Genomic DNA, 16,187 nt, shown 5'->3' on the forward strand with positions numbered 1-16,187 from the left:
TCGTCGTAACGCGCCGTCCAGGTGCTGCCATCCGGGTAGCTGACCTTGGTCACCAGCGTCGTCAGGTGGTGATACTCGTAGGCGATCGTGCGCCCCAGCGGGTCGGTTTCTTCGAGCAGGCGGGCGAACTCGTCGTACTTGAAGGTCAGGCGATTGCCGTCTGGCAGGTCGAGGCCGACCATGTTGCCCTGCTCGTCCTGCTCGTCCTGCTCGTCCTGCTCGTCCTGCTCGTCCTGCTCGTCCTGCTCGTCCTGCTCGATGGCATGCGTTCGCAACCGAAATTGCGACCATCGTTGACGCGTTCAGTTTCGGTGCTAGATATTCAGTCACTTCTTAGCAGACATAAGTTTTGGCCCTACCGCAGGCTTGGTAGAGCCAACGAAACCGCATACTTTTAAAGAGCAAGACTGATCAACTAAAAACTAAAGACGCACCGAGTTCATCAACAACGTAAAAACAATTCAAATATCATTAAACTCAGCCCACGTATCATATGCATAGCGCTCGTCAACCTCCTCAAAGACAACCCCTTTCAAGTCGCAAGCGGCAACTTTAAACTTTTCACTACAGAATAACTCCAACGTTTCCTGACATCTAAAAAGATCCCCCTCTAATGCCGGGGAGATCACAAAACTCGTAATATTATCTATGCTCGTGGACCCCGGATAAATCGGACTTTCAATTTCGAGACCGGTCTCCATGTCTTTTGAAACCTCAAATACTGACTTACTCTTATCTAGCGCCGCCAGACTTTCACCGGGAAGAAATATAAAAAAGTCGCCCTTCCGAGAAGCCCCGCCATAGGATATTTCTAACGGAACGGCCCTATATTTAGCCTCCACTTTATCACAAACATCTAAAAACTTTTTCGAAACATAAGTATCGCCTAGCTGGTAGTAATCGAAATCCAAATCATTGAGTGCCATTTCCAGATCAGATAGCTCCAGAGAGTATGTATTCTCTATTACTATCTCCATTGGATTACGCTCAAAGGAGTCCCACTCAAACTCTTCGCAATTGAAAAAGCCCGACAACACAGTTGGACAGCCTACGCCTTGAGAGTCATAGCGCAAAGCATAATATTTAACACTACTCACAAAAGCCTCCCAGTAACAGAATCCACTACAAAATTATTATTCATGAGGTTTTCTCTTGCGAAATCCTGAATCTTGCCAATCCCCAGTACCAATTGGGTATCTGACACTTTACCAGCCCTAAAAGCGTCATTCAGTGCGGAAACCTTGGTTTCTACCACATTAGTATATTGAGCATGGCTAGACCAATGCCCAGGAAGATCAATTTTCTGCGTCAAATCTTTACTGCCAGGCAAAAATATACCATTGGATGCGCCGTCGTCGCCGAAGCCCATTGATCGAAGCTTGTTAAACATTTTGGCATAACGCGGCTTCTTCATGATCTCTTCAGGAATGAGGTGGTGATTTGCCATCCCATCCCCCTTCCTAGCGCCCATGTTATTACCTAACTTTGTCGAGCACCATCCTAACGGGTCAACTTCTTGAACTGGATTTATAGTGTACGAGTAAATATTTATCCCACCAGCCAATCCTATGGGGTCTTGAGTGGTGAAACGCCCAACCTCAGAATCATAAAACCTGAAAGTATTGTAGTGCAGCCCGGATTCATAATCGAAGTACTGACCCTGGAAGCGCAAATTCTGCTGTATCTCATCGACTTCCAGACTTTCAATGGCGCCCCACGAGCGATACGTCGCCTGCCAAACGACCTCACCATTGCTGCCTGTCAGTTCCAGCGGCGTACCGATCTGATCCGTATGGAAGTAATAAAGCTTCTGCTCTTCCCCTTCCGCCTGATCAACCCGCGCCAACGGCGCGTAGCTACCCGGCTCATACAGGTACAAGATGCTCTGCCCAGGCGTCTCCTCCCGCAGCATCCTCAACCCTTGCCACAGGAAGCGCTTCTGCTCGACCTCACCATTGATCTCAGCCCGCTTGGCAACCCGCCGCCCAAGGCTGTCATACCGGTACTGCCCGGTACTCTCCAGCGTGCCATTGACCACTGTTTCAGCCCGAACCAACCGGTTCTCGCAGTCATAGACAAAGCTCTGCAGCTTGCTATGCCCCGAGCGCTTCTCGATCAGGTTGCCCCAGGGATCGTACCGATACTCCTGATCCCGCCATTGCTTGATCCGGTTGTCCTTGACCTTGTCGAACTGCCGCGCATTGAAGTCCAGGCGGTTGGCCGCCGCGTCGTAGCGGAACTCTTCGCTACCCACCAGCGAGCCAGTATCGCGGCTGCGCAACTGGCCATTGGCTTCGTACTCGTACTTGATCTCGCCACGCAGCTTGTCCAGCGTGCGCACCAGTTCACCGGCCGGGTCGTACTGGTATCGCCGGTGAATCGGGTTGTAGGCATGCTCCACCAGCAGCGAGGTATTGATGCCGGTGTTGTGCGCCTGCGAAAGCTTGTCGGCGGGCAAGGTCGAGGCGAACTGCCAAGCCTTGCGCCCCATCGCGTCGTAGCCAAAGCAACTGGTGAGCTTGCCCTGGGTGCGGTAGACCTCGCGGTGCAGGTCGTCACGCTCCATGTCGCTGATCACCTGGCCATCCAGGTTCAGCTGGTGCAGGTGCCCGCTGCCGTAGTACAGGTGGTTGACCTTGCGGCCGTCCGGCAGGGTCAGCGTGGTCAGGTTACCGAGCGGGTCGTACTCGTAGCTTAGCGTCCCATCCGGCGTGACTTCCTTGGTCAGCCGGCCCAACACATCATAGGCGTACTCCAGCTTTTCTTCCGTGATCCCAAGCTGCTTGCCGATACCGCTGGGTTGTCGCTCGATGCTCAGCAGCCGGTCGCCGTCGTCATAGGTGAATTGCTGCTGTGCGTCGTTATTCAGCTTGCTGACCAAGCGGCCAATGATGTCGCGCTCAAACAGCGTATGACGCTCTGGGCGTTCGGCACTTTCGCCATAGCCAATCTCATCCAGCCGGGTGAGGTGACCAGCGACGTTATAGCTGAAGCGCCGGGTCAGATTATCGACCCGCACTTCTTCACTCAGCCGGTCCGATACGTCGTAGGCAAAGCTATACGTCGCATTATTTTCGTTGACCAGCGCGGTCAGGCGCACGGCCTTGTCGTACTCGTAGCGCACCCGCTGGCCTTTGGCGTCCTGGCGGCTGCTGGGCAGGCCGCGGGCCGTGCGCATCAGGCGTATGGTCTGGCCCTTGCCGTCGGTGTGGCTGAGTACCTGGCCATAGACGTTGTAGGTGAAGGTTTCCGTGCTGCCGTCCGGGTGGTTGATGCGCAGTACTTCACCGTCCGGTTTGCGCTCCAGCGAGGTGGTCTGGTTGAGCGCATCGGTCACCGCTATAAGGTGCTGACGCTCGTCGTAGCGGTAGTAGGTGCTCTTGCCTGAGCAGTCCTGGTAGCGCTCGACCTGGGCCAGGGTGTTCCACCACAGGTACTTGGACTTGAAGGTCGCATCGATGATGGTGTGCGGCAGGCCGTCGTCGCTGTTGAGGTATTCGGTCATCTGGCCGAGCGCATCGATTTCAGCGAGCAGGTTGCCCTTGTCGTCGTAACGCGCCGTCCAGGTGCTGCCATCCGGGTAGCTGACCTTGGTCACCAGCGTCGTCAGGTGGTGATACTCGTAGGCGATCGTGCGCCCCAGCGGGTCGGTTTCTTCGAGCAGGCGGGCGAACTCGTCGTACTTGAAGGTCAGGCGATTGCCGTCCGGCAGGTCGAGACCGACCATGTTGCCCTGCTCGTCCAGCGCGATGGCATAGCGTTCGCCACCGTAGTCTCGGCTGGCGATGACCCGATGGTCGGCGTTGTACTGCACCTCCAGCTCACGGCCGAGCACGTCGGTGGCCCAGCTGGTGCGGGCGTCGAGGTCGTAGCGGAAATGGTAATGCTCGCCGTCACTGGTCCAGTGCTCGACCACGCGTGGCCTGCCGCCCTGGGTTTCCCAGCGATAGTGGCAACCCAGGCCCAGGGCGTTGCTGTGGGTGACCATCAGGCCTTCGGCGTAGCTGAAGCTGCGCACGGTGTCGCCGTTGCGGTTGATTACCGCATTCAGCTGACCGTGTTCGTCGTAACGGTACTGGGTCAGTGTTTCGACCGCTTCATTGTTCACCACGCGCTTGATGTCGGTCAGGCGGCCCAGCGGGTTGTCGTAGTGCAGGTGCACGCGGATGCCGCCAGTGGCGCTGATGTCAGTCAGGGTGCCGTCGGGCGTGCGGGTGAAATGCAGGAAGTGGCCGAGGGCATTCTCTATACGTTGCAGCGGCACTTCGGTGTTGCTGTCGGGCACTTCACCGAAGTAGAAGAACAGGTTGTCGAGGGTCTGCAGGATGTAATGGCCGCCCTCGGTGCATACCAGGTACACCTGCTCGTGCGGGTTGTAGATGCGCTCGCCCGGCTGCAGGGCCACGAACGGGACTTCGCGGCCCTGGTTGTCGGTGAGGTAAATGAACGAACCCTGGCGGCGCAGGCTTTGCTCCCAGGGCAGCACCCAACCGCGGCCAAGCACGCTGTCGACGGTGAGGTCGCTGGCGTAGAAACGCGACCATTCGATGGGCATCAGGCCAGGCAGGCTGAAGTCGATTTCATCAGGGATCAGTTTGCGGCCGGTAGTCAGGTCGACCGGGTTGCCGACCAGCCCACCGATAGCCTTGCGCGCCACCGGTTCGACCACATAGCGGCTGGCGACTTCACCGGCGACAAAGCCTGCCGTGAATTTCAGGGCACAGGGCATGATGGCTTTCATCCCAGCCTGGCTACCGGCCTTGATCAGCTGGGCAATACCGCCGGCAGCGCCAGCGATGGCCATCAGCACATCCACGGTGGTACGCAGCCATTCCGGGATTTCATCATCCACTGGCAGGTAGCGATAGGTGCCGCCGCCGATGATGACGTTGTCCGAGCCACCGGAAATGGTCGCACCGCAGGTCAGCTTGTCGCCCTTGCGTGCCGCGGCAACGCTGTTGATGAAGACGTTGGTCGAGCCCTCGGCAATCTGCACCGGCCCTGGGTGCTTGTCGCAGGCACCGATGCTTTTTTCGACGCGGGCGGCCTTGCGGCTGTTGATGAACACGTTGGGTGAGGCAGTGGTTATCGTCCCTGAGGGGGACGAGAACATACTGCCTATCGCCTCTCCGGCAGCGGTCAGCAAGCTGCCCCCGATACCGGCTGCGAGGCCGGCGAGCAATGCGACGCCGAACCCGCAGGTGAAGGTGGCGATAGCCACCGTGGCCACCAGCGCGATACCCAGGGCAGCTCCGATCAGGAAGCCCCCCAACGCGCTGGTGTGCGAGATATCGTCGCCGAACCTGGCCGCTTCGAACATGAAGGGTTACTCCTGTTCGTTGGTTACGGCCGGGGAACGCGGGGTGAAGCTGGCCAGCAGGTTGTCCCAGTCCTGGTTCTGCTGTGCACTGAAGTCGGCCTGAGCCGTGGTGGAGAAGATCAGCGCACGTCCGGGGGCGATGATGAAGGCGGCCTGGCGTTGGTACAACGGGCGCCCTTGGTTCATGTAGTAGGCGTCGATCTGGATACCGGCGATGGGCGCAGTAGCCGAAAGCGAGACGGCCTTGTTACCCATGCGGGTGTAGCCGCGCAGCTTGGACGTGAGCATTTTGACCTGACGATCCACGTAAGCCTGCAACGCTTCGTCCGGCAGCAAAGTGTCACGCGAGACGGTAATGCTCAAAGGTGCGGGCACACTGGCACCCAGGACGAACATGTTGACTGTGCGGTCTTCGAAACCTGCCGGCAGCGCCATGCTGCCTTCCTGCAACTCGTAATCCATGCGATGAAAATTCCTGATAAAGAGAACGGAGTCAGCCCAGCGCGAAGCCATCGAGCATGCGGTCAAATTCTGCCAGCCACTGGCTCAGGCCAGGCTTGCTCGGGTCGATCACTGTGGAGATGTCGAGCCATTGCTGCGAGTCGCTGCCGACCACGGGCACCAACGCGCCGACCAGGCGACCGTGCCGGGGCTCATGGCCGGTATTGAAGTGGAAGTCCAAAACCTTGGCTGGGTGGCCAGCCATGTGGCAATCACGCTGACGAATCAAGCGCAGCTGTGGGGTAGATTCGCGCAGGGCCTGGACCGCGTCCTCGAACAGCAGCTGCAAGGGTTGCCTGGAACGAACGTCGCGACGCCGGATGCGAAGGCTGACCGGTTCGCCTTCATGCTCAAGGGTGGTTTGAATATCGCGAAAGCGAAAGCCGGCCGGAAATTGCAGGTTGAGACCGGCGAAGGTAAAACCGCTGGCCACATCCAGCAGTGCTATCGGCACCGGCTGCGCCTCGGGCACAGGCTCAGGCAGGTTGGCGGCTTCCGCTAGCCTGGCCTGCCGCGCAGCTTGCTCTTGCGCTTCGCGCTTGGCAGAGAGGCGGTCGTAGATCGAGGTCTTGTACATGAACCGTGTCTCAGTCGTTGATTCGCACTGCCGCGCCAGTGATCTGGGTAGTGTCGGTACTCGTTGTTACGATGGCCTTGCCTTTGATTTCGATGCCTTCCGGCGTCAACGTAATGCTGCTTTCACCCACCTGCAGGATGATGTGCTGCTTGGCGGACACCTGAATGAACTGGTTGTCGACCTGCAAGGTGTAGGAGCCTTCAGTGACTTGCACCACCGTATCTTTCTTTACGCTTTCGGTATGCGTGCCGCCAACGGTAATCGTCCGGTTGTTGCCCACATCATGGGTCTCATCCAGCTCGATCTCGGTATCCATGTTGCGCTCGGCATGCATGATGATCTGCTCGGCGCCGGCCTTGTCCTCGAAGCGGAAGAAGTTGGCCGTACCGCCGTCTCCCTTCATCGACCGGGTCAGGAAGCCGCTCTGGGTCTTGTTCGCCGGCAGCGCCCAAGGCGGCGTGTTGCTGCTGTTGTACAGGCTGCCCATGATTAGCGGGCGGTCGGGGTTGCCGTCGAGGAATACCACCACCACTTCGTCGCCAACGCGTGGGATCTGGATACTGCCGAAGCCGCCGCTGGCGCCGGATTGGGCCACGCGCACCCAGCACGAACTGTGGTCGTTGTGCTGGCCCTTGCGGTCCCAGTGAAACTGGATCTTCACGCGACCCAGTTCGTCGGTGAAAATCTCTTCGCCAGGCGGGCCGACGATGATCGCGGTCTGCGGGCCGGCGATGGTTGGCCTGGGGGTACTCAGTTGCGGGCGGAACGGGATCTTCTTGCGCACGCAACTGAAGGTATTGAAGTAGCTGGCCTGCTGGCCGCTGAGGTAGTTGTTGTGGCCTTCGCTTTCCACGCTCATCAGCAGGAACTGCCGGTCTTCGACGGCGCCCTGGTCGTGGCTATAGTGCTGCAGCAGTTCGAAGGTGTAACCGGGCTTCATGGCCCGGCAGTTACTGGCGCCTTCGAACTTCTTGCCGCGCAGTTCCAGCGCCTCGATACGCAGGCGCAGCAGGGTTTCGCCTTCGTCGTAGGTGCCGTGGGTGTACTGGCCGGGGAAGTCGTAGATTTCGAAGTTTTCCACGTCGCCCTGCTTGTTCACGCTGTTCATCGCCACCGGCAAACGGTTGTTGGGCTGGCGGTAGTCGAAGGTCTGCGTGGCCATCTTGCCGGACTGCAGCTGGCGGTTGCCGCTCCACTGAGTGATGGAGTCGGCGGTCTCGGTGACCGATGCGCTGTGGAAGCGGATCTGTGGTTGTTCAGGGATGTCCACCAAGGTGCTTGAGTCATCGCAGATGATCATGGTGTGGCCTTCGGCGGTGTGCTCGAAGTAATAGAACATCCCCTCTTCCTCCAGCAGGCGCTGAACGAAGTTGAAGTCGGTTTCGCGGTACTGGGTGATGTAGGTGTAGCGCTTCTGCGGGCGGGTCAGGCGGAATTCGTGGCGGGAGAACGCCGGGCACAGGGCGAACACTTCGGTGATTACTTCCTCGACCGTGTTGCCCTGGAAGATCCGCGTATCGAAGCGGTTCTTTAGCATCGAGAACCACGGGTTGAGCGTGGCGGTGTAGCGCGCCATGCCACCGTCGCTGCCGATGCTGGCAAAGCGCGTGAGGTAACCGGTGATGTGCCGCGGGCCGCCTTCGGCCAGTTCAATCTCGATGCTGACATGCTGGCCCATCATCGACTTCAGTGGCAAGCCGGAATCTTCGCAGACCAGCAGCAGTTCGTAGTTGAACGCCCGCGACAGGGCCTCGACGCCCTTGAAGGTTTCCAGCAGCAGTTCCTGCTCGGGGTTGGCCAAGTTGTGGAACTTGAACAGGCGGCGGTTCTGCGGCGACAGCAGCGCGGAGGCCAGGTCCATGATCATGCGAAATCTCCTTGAAAACACGGCCAGCACGCGCTTGCGATGCTCAGCTACAACTCTGTTCTTGCAGGCGTATTCGGCATGCGCACATCACGCGCGTGCCCTGCGGAATCATGCGACTGCCGGCATGATGGAAAGTGCCATCATGCATTGAATTTAATGCGACCTGGTTCACATTTCCGAATGCCAGGCAGGCAGAAGCGCCTAAAAGGAGACACCGGCAAACGATGCCCTGTCAACCCATCGCAAGCCTTGCAATGCTGAGCTTAGAGCCCCGCAAGGCGATATCACATCGCCACTTTTTCGTAACCGTCACTGCTGCGCCAAGACGCTACCAGCCAGCGCCGAATGGCCCGTAGCAGAAGGTTTTACAAGTGGTGAGCGGAGCCTATACCTGACCACGCAAATTCGAGCCGTACGCTACCTCTACGTCCACGGCGCTCGCGGAGAACAATGTTTCATAACGTGGATTGGTTCAAATTTTTCGCCATTCATCCATTCTGGCAAATGGCTAGCGTGGACCCTGGCCGTACTGGCACTTGCGGCAAGCGAACACCAATGATGCGGGCGACGATGCTTAATTGCCATCATTGCCGCACACCGCTGCCATGACAACAATGAACGCTCCGTCGGATCTTCACACCAATCTCGAGGTCTGACGCGACATGCTGCGCTCGCCGCCGAAGCGCCGCCCACCTCCATGGACAGTGAAGCGAAATGGATCTTTTGACCAACATACCCAGCTGGGGCGACATCGATCGCAATCTCGAACAGAAATTCAGCGAGCTCAACCAGAGCGTCGACAGCGGCCTGAACAGCGCCCATGAAGCCTGGGACGGGTTCAGCCGCCGAGTGAGCAATGGTGCCAATCAGGCCTACGGCTACCTGGGTGGCCAGCGCATCGACAACGTACGCCAGGCCATGGCCCTGTCCTACCCGATCATCCAGGACAACCTCAAGCGCAAGTGGTCCTCCATCGGCATAGAGCAAATCCTGCCGGTACTCCTGCAACTGGTCAAAGAAGTGTCGATGATCCTCGGTGGCAGCGTGGCGGTTGGCTCGCTCGCCGGTGGCGTGGCCGGGGCGTTCGCCTTTGGCGTTGGCGCTGCACCAGGGGCGGTGGCGGGTGCCGGCATCGGCCTGCAGGTCGGCAACCTTATCCTCATGGGCCTGGGGCTGTCCGCCATCGCCGAGTATTTCTACCAGGGTCTGCCGGCCTGTTTGTCGACCTTGCAGCAAGGCATGGCCACGGCGTGGTTTGCCGAGGATGGCCTCAAGCCTGCGGGTCTGGACCCAACCGGCGGTTCGTCGGCGCAAGCCCAGGAGCGCGTGGAGCGCGCTGCCCGCCAGCTGGCCCGCGGGCAGGAGCAACTGGTGTTGCTGTTGCTGACAGCCATTGTCACCTACCTTACTCGGGGGCAGATGAAGGCGGGTATTTTGAGGAATATGGAAACCCCCGCTATACGCAGTGCGCGGCTGCAGGCGGAAATGTCCAACAAGCAACTGGCCGCCTGGTTGGCAAAAAACGAGCAACAGCTGTTGGCGCATCCTGAACTTCAAGCACGCGATGCCACACCACTCAAGCGTGCAGAGGCTGAACCACCACGTGCTAATGAACGATCTCGCGAGCTATCGCAGAAGGCTGCCGAGCCACCAAAACCCAAATACAAACCAGGATTCACCGAACAGGATATTCTTGCAATCGCCAAAGGCGAAAGGCCCGACCCTGTTACTTATCTAGACCCAGATTATGTCGCGCAACACCTGGCCCAGTTCGAAAATGGTGCCTCACGCTTCATGACCCAGACAAACCTTGAGAAATACGGCATCGCACAGAGAGATGGTACGTCATTCATCATGCCAGGCCACGAAGCAACCGAACTACTAGCCAAGACAGCAGGTGACAAACGCGCCTTGGAGCAAGCCCTTGGCTTACCTGAGAATTTCCTTGATACCAATGCCCTGGTCCGGGTAGACATCCCTGATCCGAAGCAGTTGAATCTGCGAATTCCTTCAGGAAATGAAGCCGGTGCTAACGAGTTCTGGATCCCTGGTGGCAAGCTACCTGACGGCAACAGCGAGGCCGTCATAGACGCGGCGGGTATTGCCGCCGAGATGTTCAACACCGCCCCCCTTTTTTGAAGGCCCCCTATGAAATTCAAAGATCTTTTCATCAGTCGTCAGCACATGTACTCCATCGGCATCGAAGAAGACGCTGGCCAGTATTACGTTTCGTTTCCAGTCAGCAACGGCATGGTTGACTACGAAGAGTATTACGCCCTCGCTCCAGCTACGTTTGAAGCCTTCATGGATGACCCTGATGCGGCTCTGGCTTTCGTCATCAAATGCCGTAAAAGAGAACTCGATGAATTACTGATCATCAAGCCGGGAAAAAATCGGGGCACGGCCATCTAGCGCCACACAGACAGATGCTGACGAAATCCGACACTGCATGAATGTTTGATCCTACCCACAACCTGGGTGGCGCCATCTCACGCTGCGGTAAATGTGATGCAGTCCCTCACACCCAATCGCGGCGTCTGGTCAATGCAATTGACACCCTCCACAATCAGGGTCAACCATGCCCGGTACTGGATACCTGGTCCGTTCCTTCCCAGCCCTATAACGCCATTGGCGGTGCTCGGCAGATGACCTGTGGCCAACGCGAGCTCTTCAAACTGTTAACACCAGGTGCATTATGAAACCCACACCCCCTCGGCTATGTACAGAAGGCAATCGACATCACCGCACAGCGGAACAAGGCCTGTCCCGCTTACCCCATTTATGGGATGCTACTTAATCAACTTGACTATGTGAAAGCCGTGTTCGAAGGGTGCGAGCAGGATAAATCAAAACTCCACCAACTCAGTATCGGCGCCATTGCCTCGAAAGTATTCGAAGAAAATGACCCCGAGTTGGCCAGAGCACTGAAAGACGCCTATTACGTAGCCATCCAGTCGGCTCGTGGCCTCAAGATTCAACTACCCGATTGATTGCCGAGGTTCGATCAGGCCAGACACTGAACATCGATAGCAGGAACGGACGCTGGGCGGGGCAAGGCAGATAACCTCCACCGAGAAATCACTTTTCAAGTGGGTAAGCCCAGGTGATTAACATGAAACCGACTACACCACTCGAGTATGTAGACAAAGCGCTCGCAGTCGCCATTGACCGCCAAAATCGCATCCCTGGCTTTCCTGTCTACGCCACCGTCATCGATCAGTTAAAGTACATCAGGGCCGTGTTCGACGGTACGGAAAAGGATAAATCGAAGCTGCACAGACTGACGATTGGTGCTATCGCGGCTAAGGAATTTGAACCCACGGACGAAGCCCTCGCCGAGGCATTGCTTCACGTTTATTACATTGCAGAGCAATCAGCCAACGGCCTGAAGATTCGCCTGCCTGGAGAAAAATAATTACCTAGGGGACGCCGACCACCAAACCGCTGAGGTTTCCACTGCGACCGTGGGAGGTGAACCACAACCTGATATGACAGGAACCCCACCATGAATCCAGCTGCGCTGAGGCACTCGGCTACGGCGCTGCGCAGGCTGCTTGAGCACTATCAACACCAACAGCGCGCTGCGGCCCTATTGCTCGAGGAACTGGATGGCCTGCTCAAGCGTGCTACGAATGAAGAAATCACCACCCCCATGGAGGCGCGCGACATCCCTGGCCATCGCTACTTTACTGAAAACCGTTGGGCGCGTACCGTGACCATGAATAGCGCTATGCCATTTACATCGAACTCATCGACGGACGACGCTCGAAAGCTTTTCAGAAGCTACAAGCTTAAATGAACAGACCTTGATCACTTCAAACTGATCACGTCGCCCATGCAAAGCTGTAAGTGCTAGCATCCGGACTTCTCAAATCGATCATGCTCATTCCTTGCTGTGAGTTGCGCTCATCCATGCGAACATTCTGCTGAACCGACTGCTCACTGGCAACGATCCGTGCAGGTAGCAGCAAAGACCAGACCGATGCAGCAAGGAACGCTGAGGCTATCGTGAAGAATCATGCCGAACTCCATGTAAGATCCCCGATCCTTTACAAACTGGCGGGCATTGGCCTGGCCCTTTGCCTACTGGCTGTGGGGGCGCTTGGCGTCTACGTGCTCTGGACTGAAATCGTCCCGCTTTACGGTCGTATCTACCGGGATGCACCGGTCGTGGAAACGCCCCTCAAATCATTCTTCGTTGTCGCGGCAATACCATTCGCACCGGTCATGGCCCTGGGCTGCCTGATCGCAGCCTGGACTGGCCAGAAATTCGACCCGCCCAAAACCTCCTGGCTCTACGCGCTTCAACTGCGCTCGATGAAATTGACGGTTGCACTCATGGTCGTAGCGCCTGTCTTGATCGCGCTGACCACTGCCACACTTTCCGCCAAGGGCTACTGGTCGTGCCCAAAGCTGCGTATCTCGGGTTCAGGTTGGCAAATGTTCTGGGTAAACGATGAGCGTATGTGCTTCAGCCCAGACAGCTACATCAACGATAACTGGCCATGCAAAATCGTGGGCAAACAGAACATCTGCGTCCAAGTGGATGGCCGCTAGCTTCTTGATTCGAAAGAATCGAGAGGCGCCTAGCTGGCTTTAAGCCGCTGTAAACCACCGTACGAAACCGCTTCGGCACGGCATATTCCGTCGCATTGCCATCATTGAAACGCGCCGCGATGGCAGTCGAGTGCCAGCGGCTCGACGCAAAAAAATGAGACCCCCTTCACTTTTTGGAAAAAACTTTTTACGCCAATTTTTACCGTTCTTTTAGCACTTCAGCCCCCCGACTTTAGGGGCTAAAGCCCCATTTCCCGCGCTCAAAACCCACCGCCAATGGCATGGCGCCATCATTGCGTCGCATCACAAAACAGGGAAAAAATCGCTCCCCTCGCCGGAACTTATTCCGCAGCGGGGTGCCCTACTCGGCATTGCTGGCAACACGATATTCATGTGCCAGCACCCAATCAGACGCCTTCGATAGGCGCATTTTCAGGTCCTCGCCACTGGCGTTTCAGGACGATCAAGCAGGCACATGGACGATGCACCGATGACACAGACATTCGATGTCGAAGCACTGATCAAGCTGCGTAGCCAGACGCGGGCGATCTCCGATGCGCTGAAGGCGCAGGCGGCGGATTACCTTGCCACCGTGGCACCGCTGATCCGTCCACAGAACCTGTTTGGCGAGTACCTGCAAGGCGCCCAGCGCAGCAGCGGGCGCGAAACCCAGGGCCATTTTCAGTCGCTGATCGAGCTCTACGAGCGCATTGGCTCGGCTGCGCCATTCCAGTTGGTCAGCGAACTGGACGTGCCGCTCACCCTGATCAGCACCACCCCGGAACTGTACCCACTGGAATACGACAAGGTCCTCGCACAAAGCGGCCAAGTCATCCGCATCACCAGCCCGGTGCGCTGGGTGGTCGGCTTCCAGGGCTTCGAACTGGCGCGCTTCCGCGCAGTCATCAATGACCCCAACCGCAGCAGCGCCGAGCTGTACCGCTTCGTGGTGCACTACCTGGTGCTGTTCTACTGCCTGAGCAAGTCGCCAGGCGTTGGCCGGCTGTTCGAAGGGCTGCGCTTCGGCCTGAGTTTCGAACGCCTCAAGGGCTTGGGCGACCTGCCGTTCTGCGTCCTCAGCGCGCCAGTGCGCTCGGAACTTCCGGACGACTCGGTCATTCGTAGCAGCACGCAAATTGCCGGTAGCACCCGCTTCGAAGAACTGGTGGGGCGCGACAACATCCTGGAAATGAACGACGAAATCCGTCAGCGCCTGCTGCTGACGATCGAAGGACTGTAACGCGCGGTGCCCGCTACCGGGCCGCGCCAAGATACGTAGCGAATTGCTTGCATTGGAGAACACGATGGCGAAGAAGGAAAGCACCCAGCACAAACTCGACCGCGTTCGCGCGCCCCGGGTCCATATCACCTACGACGTGGACATCGGCGATGCCATCGAGAAAAAGGAACTGCCCTTCGTCGTCGGCGTGCTCGGTGACTTCTCCGGCAACCCGCTGGAGCCGCTGCCCAAGCTCAAGGACCGCAAGTTCGTGTTCATCGACCGCGACAATTTCAACGGCGTGCTCAAGGGCATCAAGCCGCGCCTGACCTACCGCGTCGACAACACCCTGGCCAGGAACGGTACCCAGCTGGGCGTCGAACTGAACTTCAACAGCCTTGAAGACTTCGAGCCGCAGAACGTGGTCAAGCAAGTGGAACCGCTGCGCAAGCTACTGGAAGTGCGCAACAAGCTGGCCGACCTGCGCAACAAGATGGGCGGCAACGACAAGCTTGAAGAGTTGCTGATGGATGTGCTGCAGAACACCGAAAAGCTCAAGACCCTGGGCAAGGAATTCGGCCGTGAAGCCGAAGTGAAAGACCCAACCAGCAGCGATCGCGCCTGAGCAGGAGCCCTAACATGACCGACAAGCAAACCGCACCGCAACAGGCCGGCGACCTGGTCGAAGTAGAAAACTTCGCCCCGCAGCCTTCGCTGCTGGACAGTATCATTTCGCAAAGCCGCGTGGCCCGCTCCGATACCGAGCGCAGCCGCACCCGCGACCTGATCGGCGAACTGGTGAACCAGGTACTCGAAGGTGAAATGACCCCGAGCAAGGACCTGATTGCCGTACTCGACTCGCGTATCGCCGAGATCGACGCGATGCTCTCCGAGCAGATGAACGAGATCATGCACGCCCGTGAGTTCCAGCAGCTGGAAGCCTCATGGCGCGGCCTGAAGTACCAGGTCGACCAGACCGAGACCAGCACCACGCTGAAAATCCACCTGCTCAACGCCTCGAAGAAGGACCTGGTGCGCGACCTCAAGGCCGCCAGCGAATTCGACCAGAGCGCACTGTTCAAGAAGGTCTACGAAGAAGAATACGGCACCTTCGGTGGCGCGCCGTTCGGCATGCTGATCGGCGACTACGAGTTCAACCGCAACCCCGAAGACATGTACCTGCTGGAAGAGGTCTCGCACGTAGCCGCCGCGGCCCACGCGCCGTTCATTTCGGCCGCCTCGCCCGAGCTGTTCGGCTGGGACTCGTTCACCGAAATGTCCGGCCCGCGTGACCTGGCGAAAATCTTCGACACTGTCGAATACGCCAAGTGGAAGTCGTTCCGCGCCTCGGAAGACTCGCGCTACGTGGGCCTTACCCTGCCCCACGTGCTCGGCCGCCTGCCGTATGGCCCCGATACCACCCCGGTAGAGGAATTCAACTTCGTCGAAAGCGTCGACGGCCGCGACCACAACAAGTATCTGTGGATGAACGCCGCCTACGCCCTCGGCACCCGCGTCACCGATGCGTTCTCCCGCTACGGCTGGTGCGTGGCAATTCGCGGCGTGGAAGGTGGCGGCCTGGTCGAAGGCCTGCCGACCCACACCTTCAAGACCGATGACGGCGAAATCGCCCTCAAGTGCCCGACCGAAATCGCCATCACCGACCGCCGCGAAAAAGAGCTGTCTGACCTCGGCTTCATCCCCCTGGTGCACTGCAAGGGCACTGACTACGCTGCGTTCTTCGGTACCCAGTCGGCGCAAAAGCAGAAGCAGTACAACACCGACATTGCCAACGCCAACGCACGCCTGTCGGCGCAGCTGCAATATATCTTCGCCACCTCGCGCATCGCCCATTACATGAAGGCGATCATGCGCGACAAGATCGGCAGCTTCGCTTCGCGCCTGGATGTTGAACGCTTCCTCAACCAGTGGCTGGCCAGCTACGTGCTGCTCGACGACACGGCCAGCCAGGAAGCCAAGGCCAAGTTCCCGCTGCGTGAAGCCCGTGCCGAAGTGTTCGAAGTGCCGGGCAAGCCAGGCGTGTACAAGGCCGTGACGTACCTGCGCCCGCATTACCAGCTCGACGAACTGACCGCGTCGCTGCGGCTGGTCGCCGAACTGCCGCAAGGCGCGCGCGGCTGACCGG

At 58.2% G+C, this 16,187-nt stretch carries 15 protein-coding genes and 1 pseudogene; 10 read left to right on the forward strand and 6 right to left on the reverse strand.

Annotated elements, in window-relative coordinates; genetic code table 11:
• The 6 genes and pseudogenes from ACI2KG_RS00005 to tssI all read right to left on the reverse strand — a co-directional run.
• Window positions 1-275 (reverse strand): annotated as a pseudogene (locus tag ACI2KG_RS00005) (hypothetical protein); the annotation flags it as partial.
• Between the two features lie 186 nt (window positions 276-461).
• The gene (locus ACI2KG_RS00010; protein ID WP_404660265.1) at window positions 462-1,097 is read right to left on the reverse strand and encodes an imm11 family protein; all 636 of its coding nucleotides are present in this window, start codon (window positions 1,095-1,097) and stop codon (window positions 462-464) included.
• A complete protein-coding gene (locus tag ACI2KG_RS00015) occupies window positions 1,094-5,320 on the reverse strand; it encodes an RHS repeat-associated core domain-containing protein (protein WP_404660266.1) in 4,227 nt (1,408 codons plus the stop codon). The genes ACI2KG_RS00010 and ACI2KG_RS00015 overlap by 4 nt, the downstream gene beginning before the upstream one ends.
• A 6-nt stretch (window positions 5,321-5,326) precedes the next feature.
• The gene (locus ACI2KG_RS00020) at window positions 5,327-5,782 is read right to left on the reverse strand and encodes a DcrB-related protein (RefSeq protein ID WP_400615791.1); all 456 of its coding nucleotides are present in this window, start codon (window positions 5,780-5,782) and stop codon (window positions 5,327-5,329) included.
• Window positions 5,783-5,813: 31 nt separating this feature from the next.
• Complete coding sequence (locus tag ACI2KG_RS00025) at window positions 5,814-6,398, reverse strand: hypothetical protein (RefSeq protein WP_404660267.1); 585 nt, start codon at window positions 6,396-6,398, stop codon at window positions 5,814-5,816.
• 10 nt (window positions 6,399-6,408) lie between these two features.
• Window positions 6,409-8,265 (reverse strand): type VI secretion system tip protein TssI/VgrG, encoded by a 1,857-nt coding sequence (gene tssI / locus ACI2KG_RS00030; protein ID WP_404660268.1) that lies wholly within the window; start codon window positions 8,263-8,265, stop codon window positions 6,409-6,411.
• Between the two features lie 714 nt (window positions 8,266-8,979).
• Here tssI and ACI2KG_RS00035 point away from each other — a divergent pair.
• From ACI2KG_RS00035 to tssC, 10 genes are all read left to right on the forward strand, one after another.
• Window positions 8,980-10,404 carry a DUF6861 domain-containing protein gene (locus ACI2KG_RS00035; RefSeq protein ID WP_404660269.1) on the forward strand — a complete coding sequence of 475 codons (1,425 nt, stop codon included), beginning with the start codon at window positions 8,980-8,982 and terminating at the stop codon, window positions 10,402-10,404.
• Between the two features lie 9 nt (window positions 10,405-10,413).
• Complete coding sequence (locus tag ACI2KG_RS00040) at window positions 10,414-10,677, forward strand: hypothetical protein (RefSeq protein ID WP_404660270.1); 264 nt, start codon at window positions 10,414-10,416, stop codon at window positions 10,675-10,677.
• Window positions 10,678-10,718: 41 nt separating this feature from the next.
• Window positions 10,719-10,964 (forward strand): polymorphic toxin type 46 domain-containing protein, encoded by a 246-nt coding sequence (locus ACI2KG_RS00045; protein WP_404660271.1) that lies wholly within the window; start codon window positions 10,719-10,721, stop codon window positions 10,962-10,964.
• 39 nt (window positions 10,965-11,003) lie between these two features.
• Complete coding sequence (locus ACI2KG_RS00050) at window positions 11,004-11,255, forward strand: immunity protein Tsi6 family protein (RefSeq protein WP_404660594.1); 252 nt, start codon at window positions 11,004-11,006, stop codon at window positions 11,253-11,255.
• Between the two features lie 122 nt (window positions 11,256-11,377).
• Entirely contained in the window at window positions 11,378-11,680 is a 303-nt protein-coding gene (locus tag ACI2KG_RS00055) for an immunity protein Tsi6 family protein (protein WP_404660272.1), read from the forward strand.
• A gap of 90 nt (window positions 11,681-11,770) precedes the next feature.
• A complete protein-coding gene (locus tag ACI2KG_RS00060; protein WP_404660273.1) occupies window positions 11,771-12,064 on the forward strand; it encodes a hypothetical protein in 294 nt (97 codons plus the stop codon).
• 209 nt (window positions 12,065-12,273) lie between these two features.
• On the forward strand, window positions 12,274-12,822 hold the full coding sequence (locus tag ACI2KG_RS00065) for a hypothetical protein (RefSeq protein ID WP_404660274.1): 549 nt from the start codon (window positions 12,274-12,276) through the stop codon (window positions 12,820-12,822).
• A 490-nt stretch (window positions 12,823-13,312) separates the two neighbouring features.
• Window positions 13,313-14,062 carry a hypothetical protein gene (locus tag ACI2KG_RS00070; protein WP_404660275.1) on the forward strand — a complete coding sequence of 250 codons (750 nt, stop codon included), beginning with the start codon at window positions 13,313-13,315 and terminating at the stop codon, window positions 14,060-14,062.
• A gap of 64 nt (window positions 14,063-14,126) precedes the next feature.
• Complete coding sequence (gene tssB / locus ACI2KG_RS00075; RefSeq protein ID WP_400615799.1) at window positions 14,127-14,666, forward strand: type VI secretion system contractile sheath small subunit; 540 nt, start codon at window positions 14,127-14,129, stop codon at window positions 14,664-14,666.
• A 14-nt stretch (window positions 14,667-14,680) separates the two neighbouring features.
• Window positions 14,681-16,183 (forward strand): type VI secretion system contractile sheath large subunit, encoded by a 1,503-nt coding sequence (tssC, locus tag ACI2KG_RS00080; protein WP_400615801.1) that lies wholly within the window; start codon window positions 14,681-14,683, stop codon window positions 16,181-16,183.
• Window positions 16,184-16,187 lie beyond the last annotated feature (4 nt).

The sequence above is a fragment of the Pseudomonas sp. NPDC089407 genome, assembly GCF_044900445.1.
Taxonomy (GTDB): domain Bacteria; phylum Pseudomonadota; class Gammaproteobacteria; order Pseudomonadales; family Pseudomonadaceae; genus Aquipseudomonas.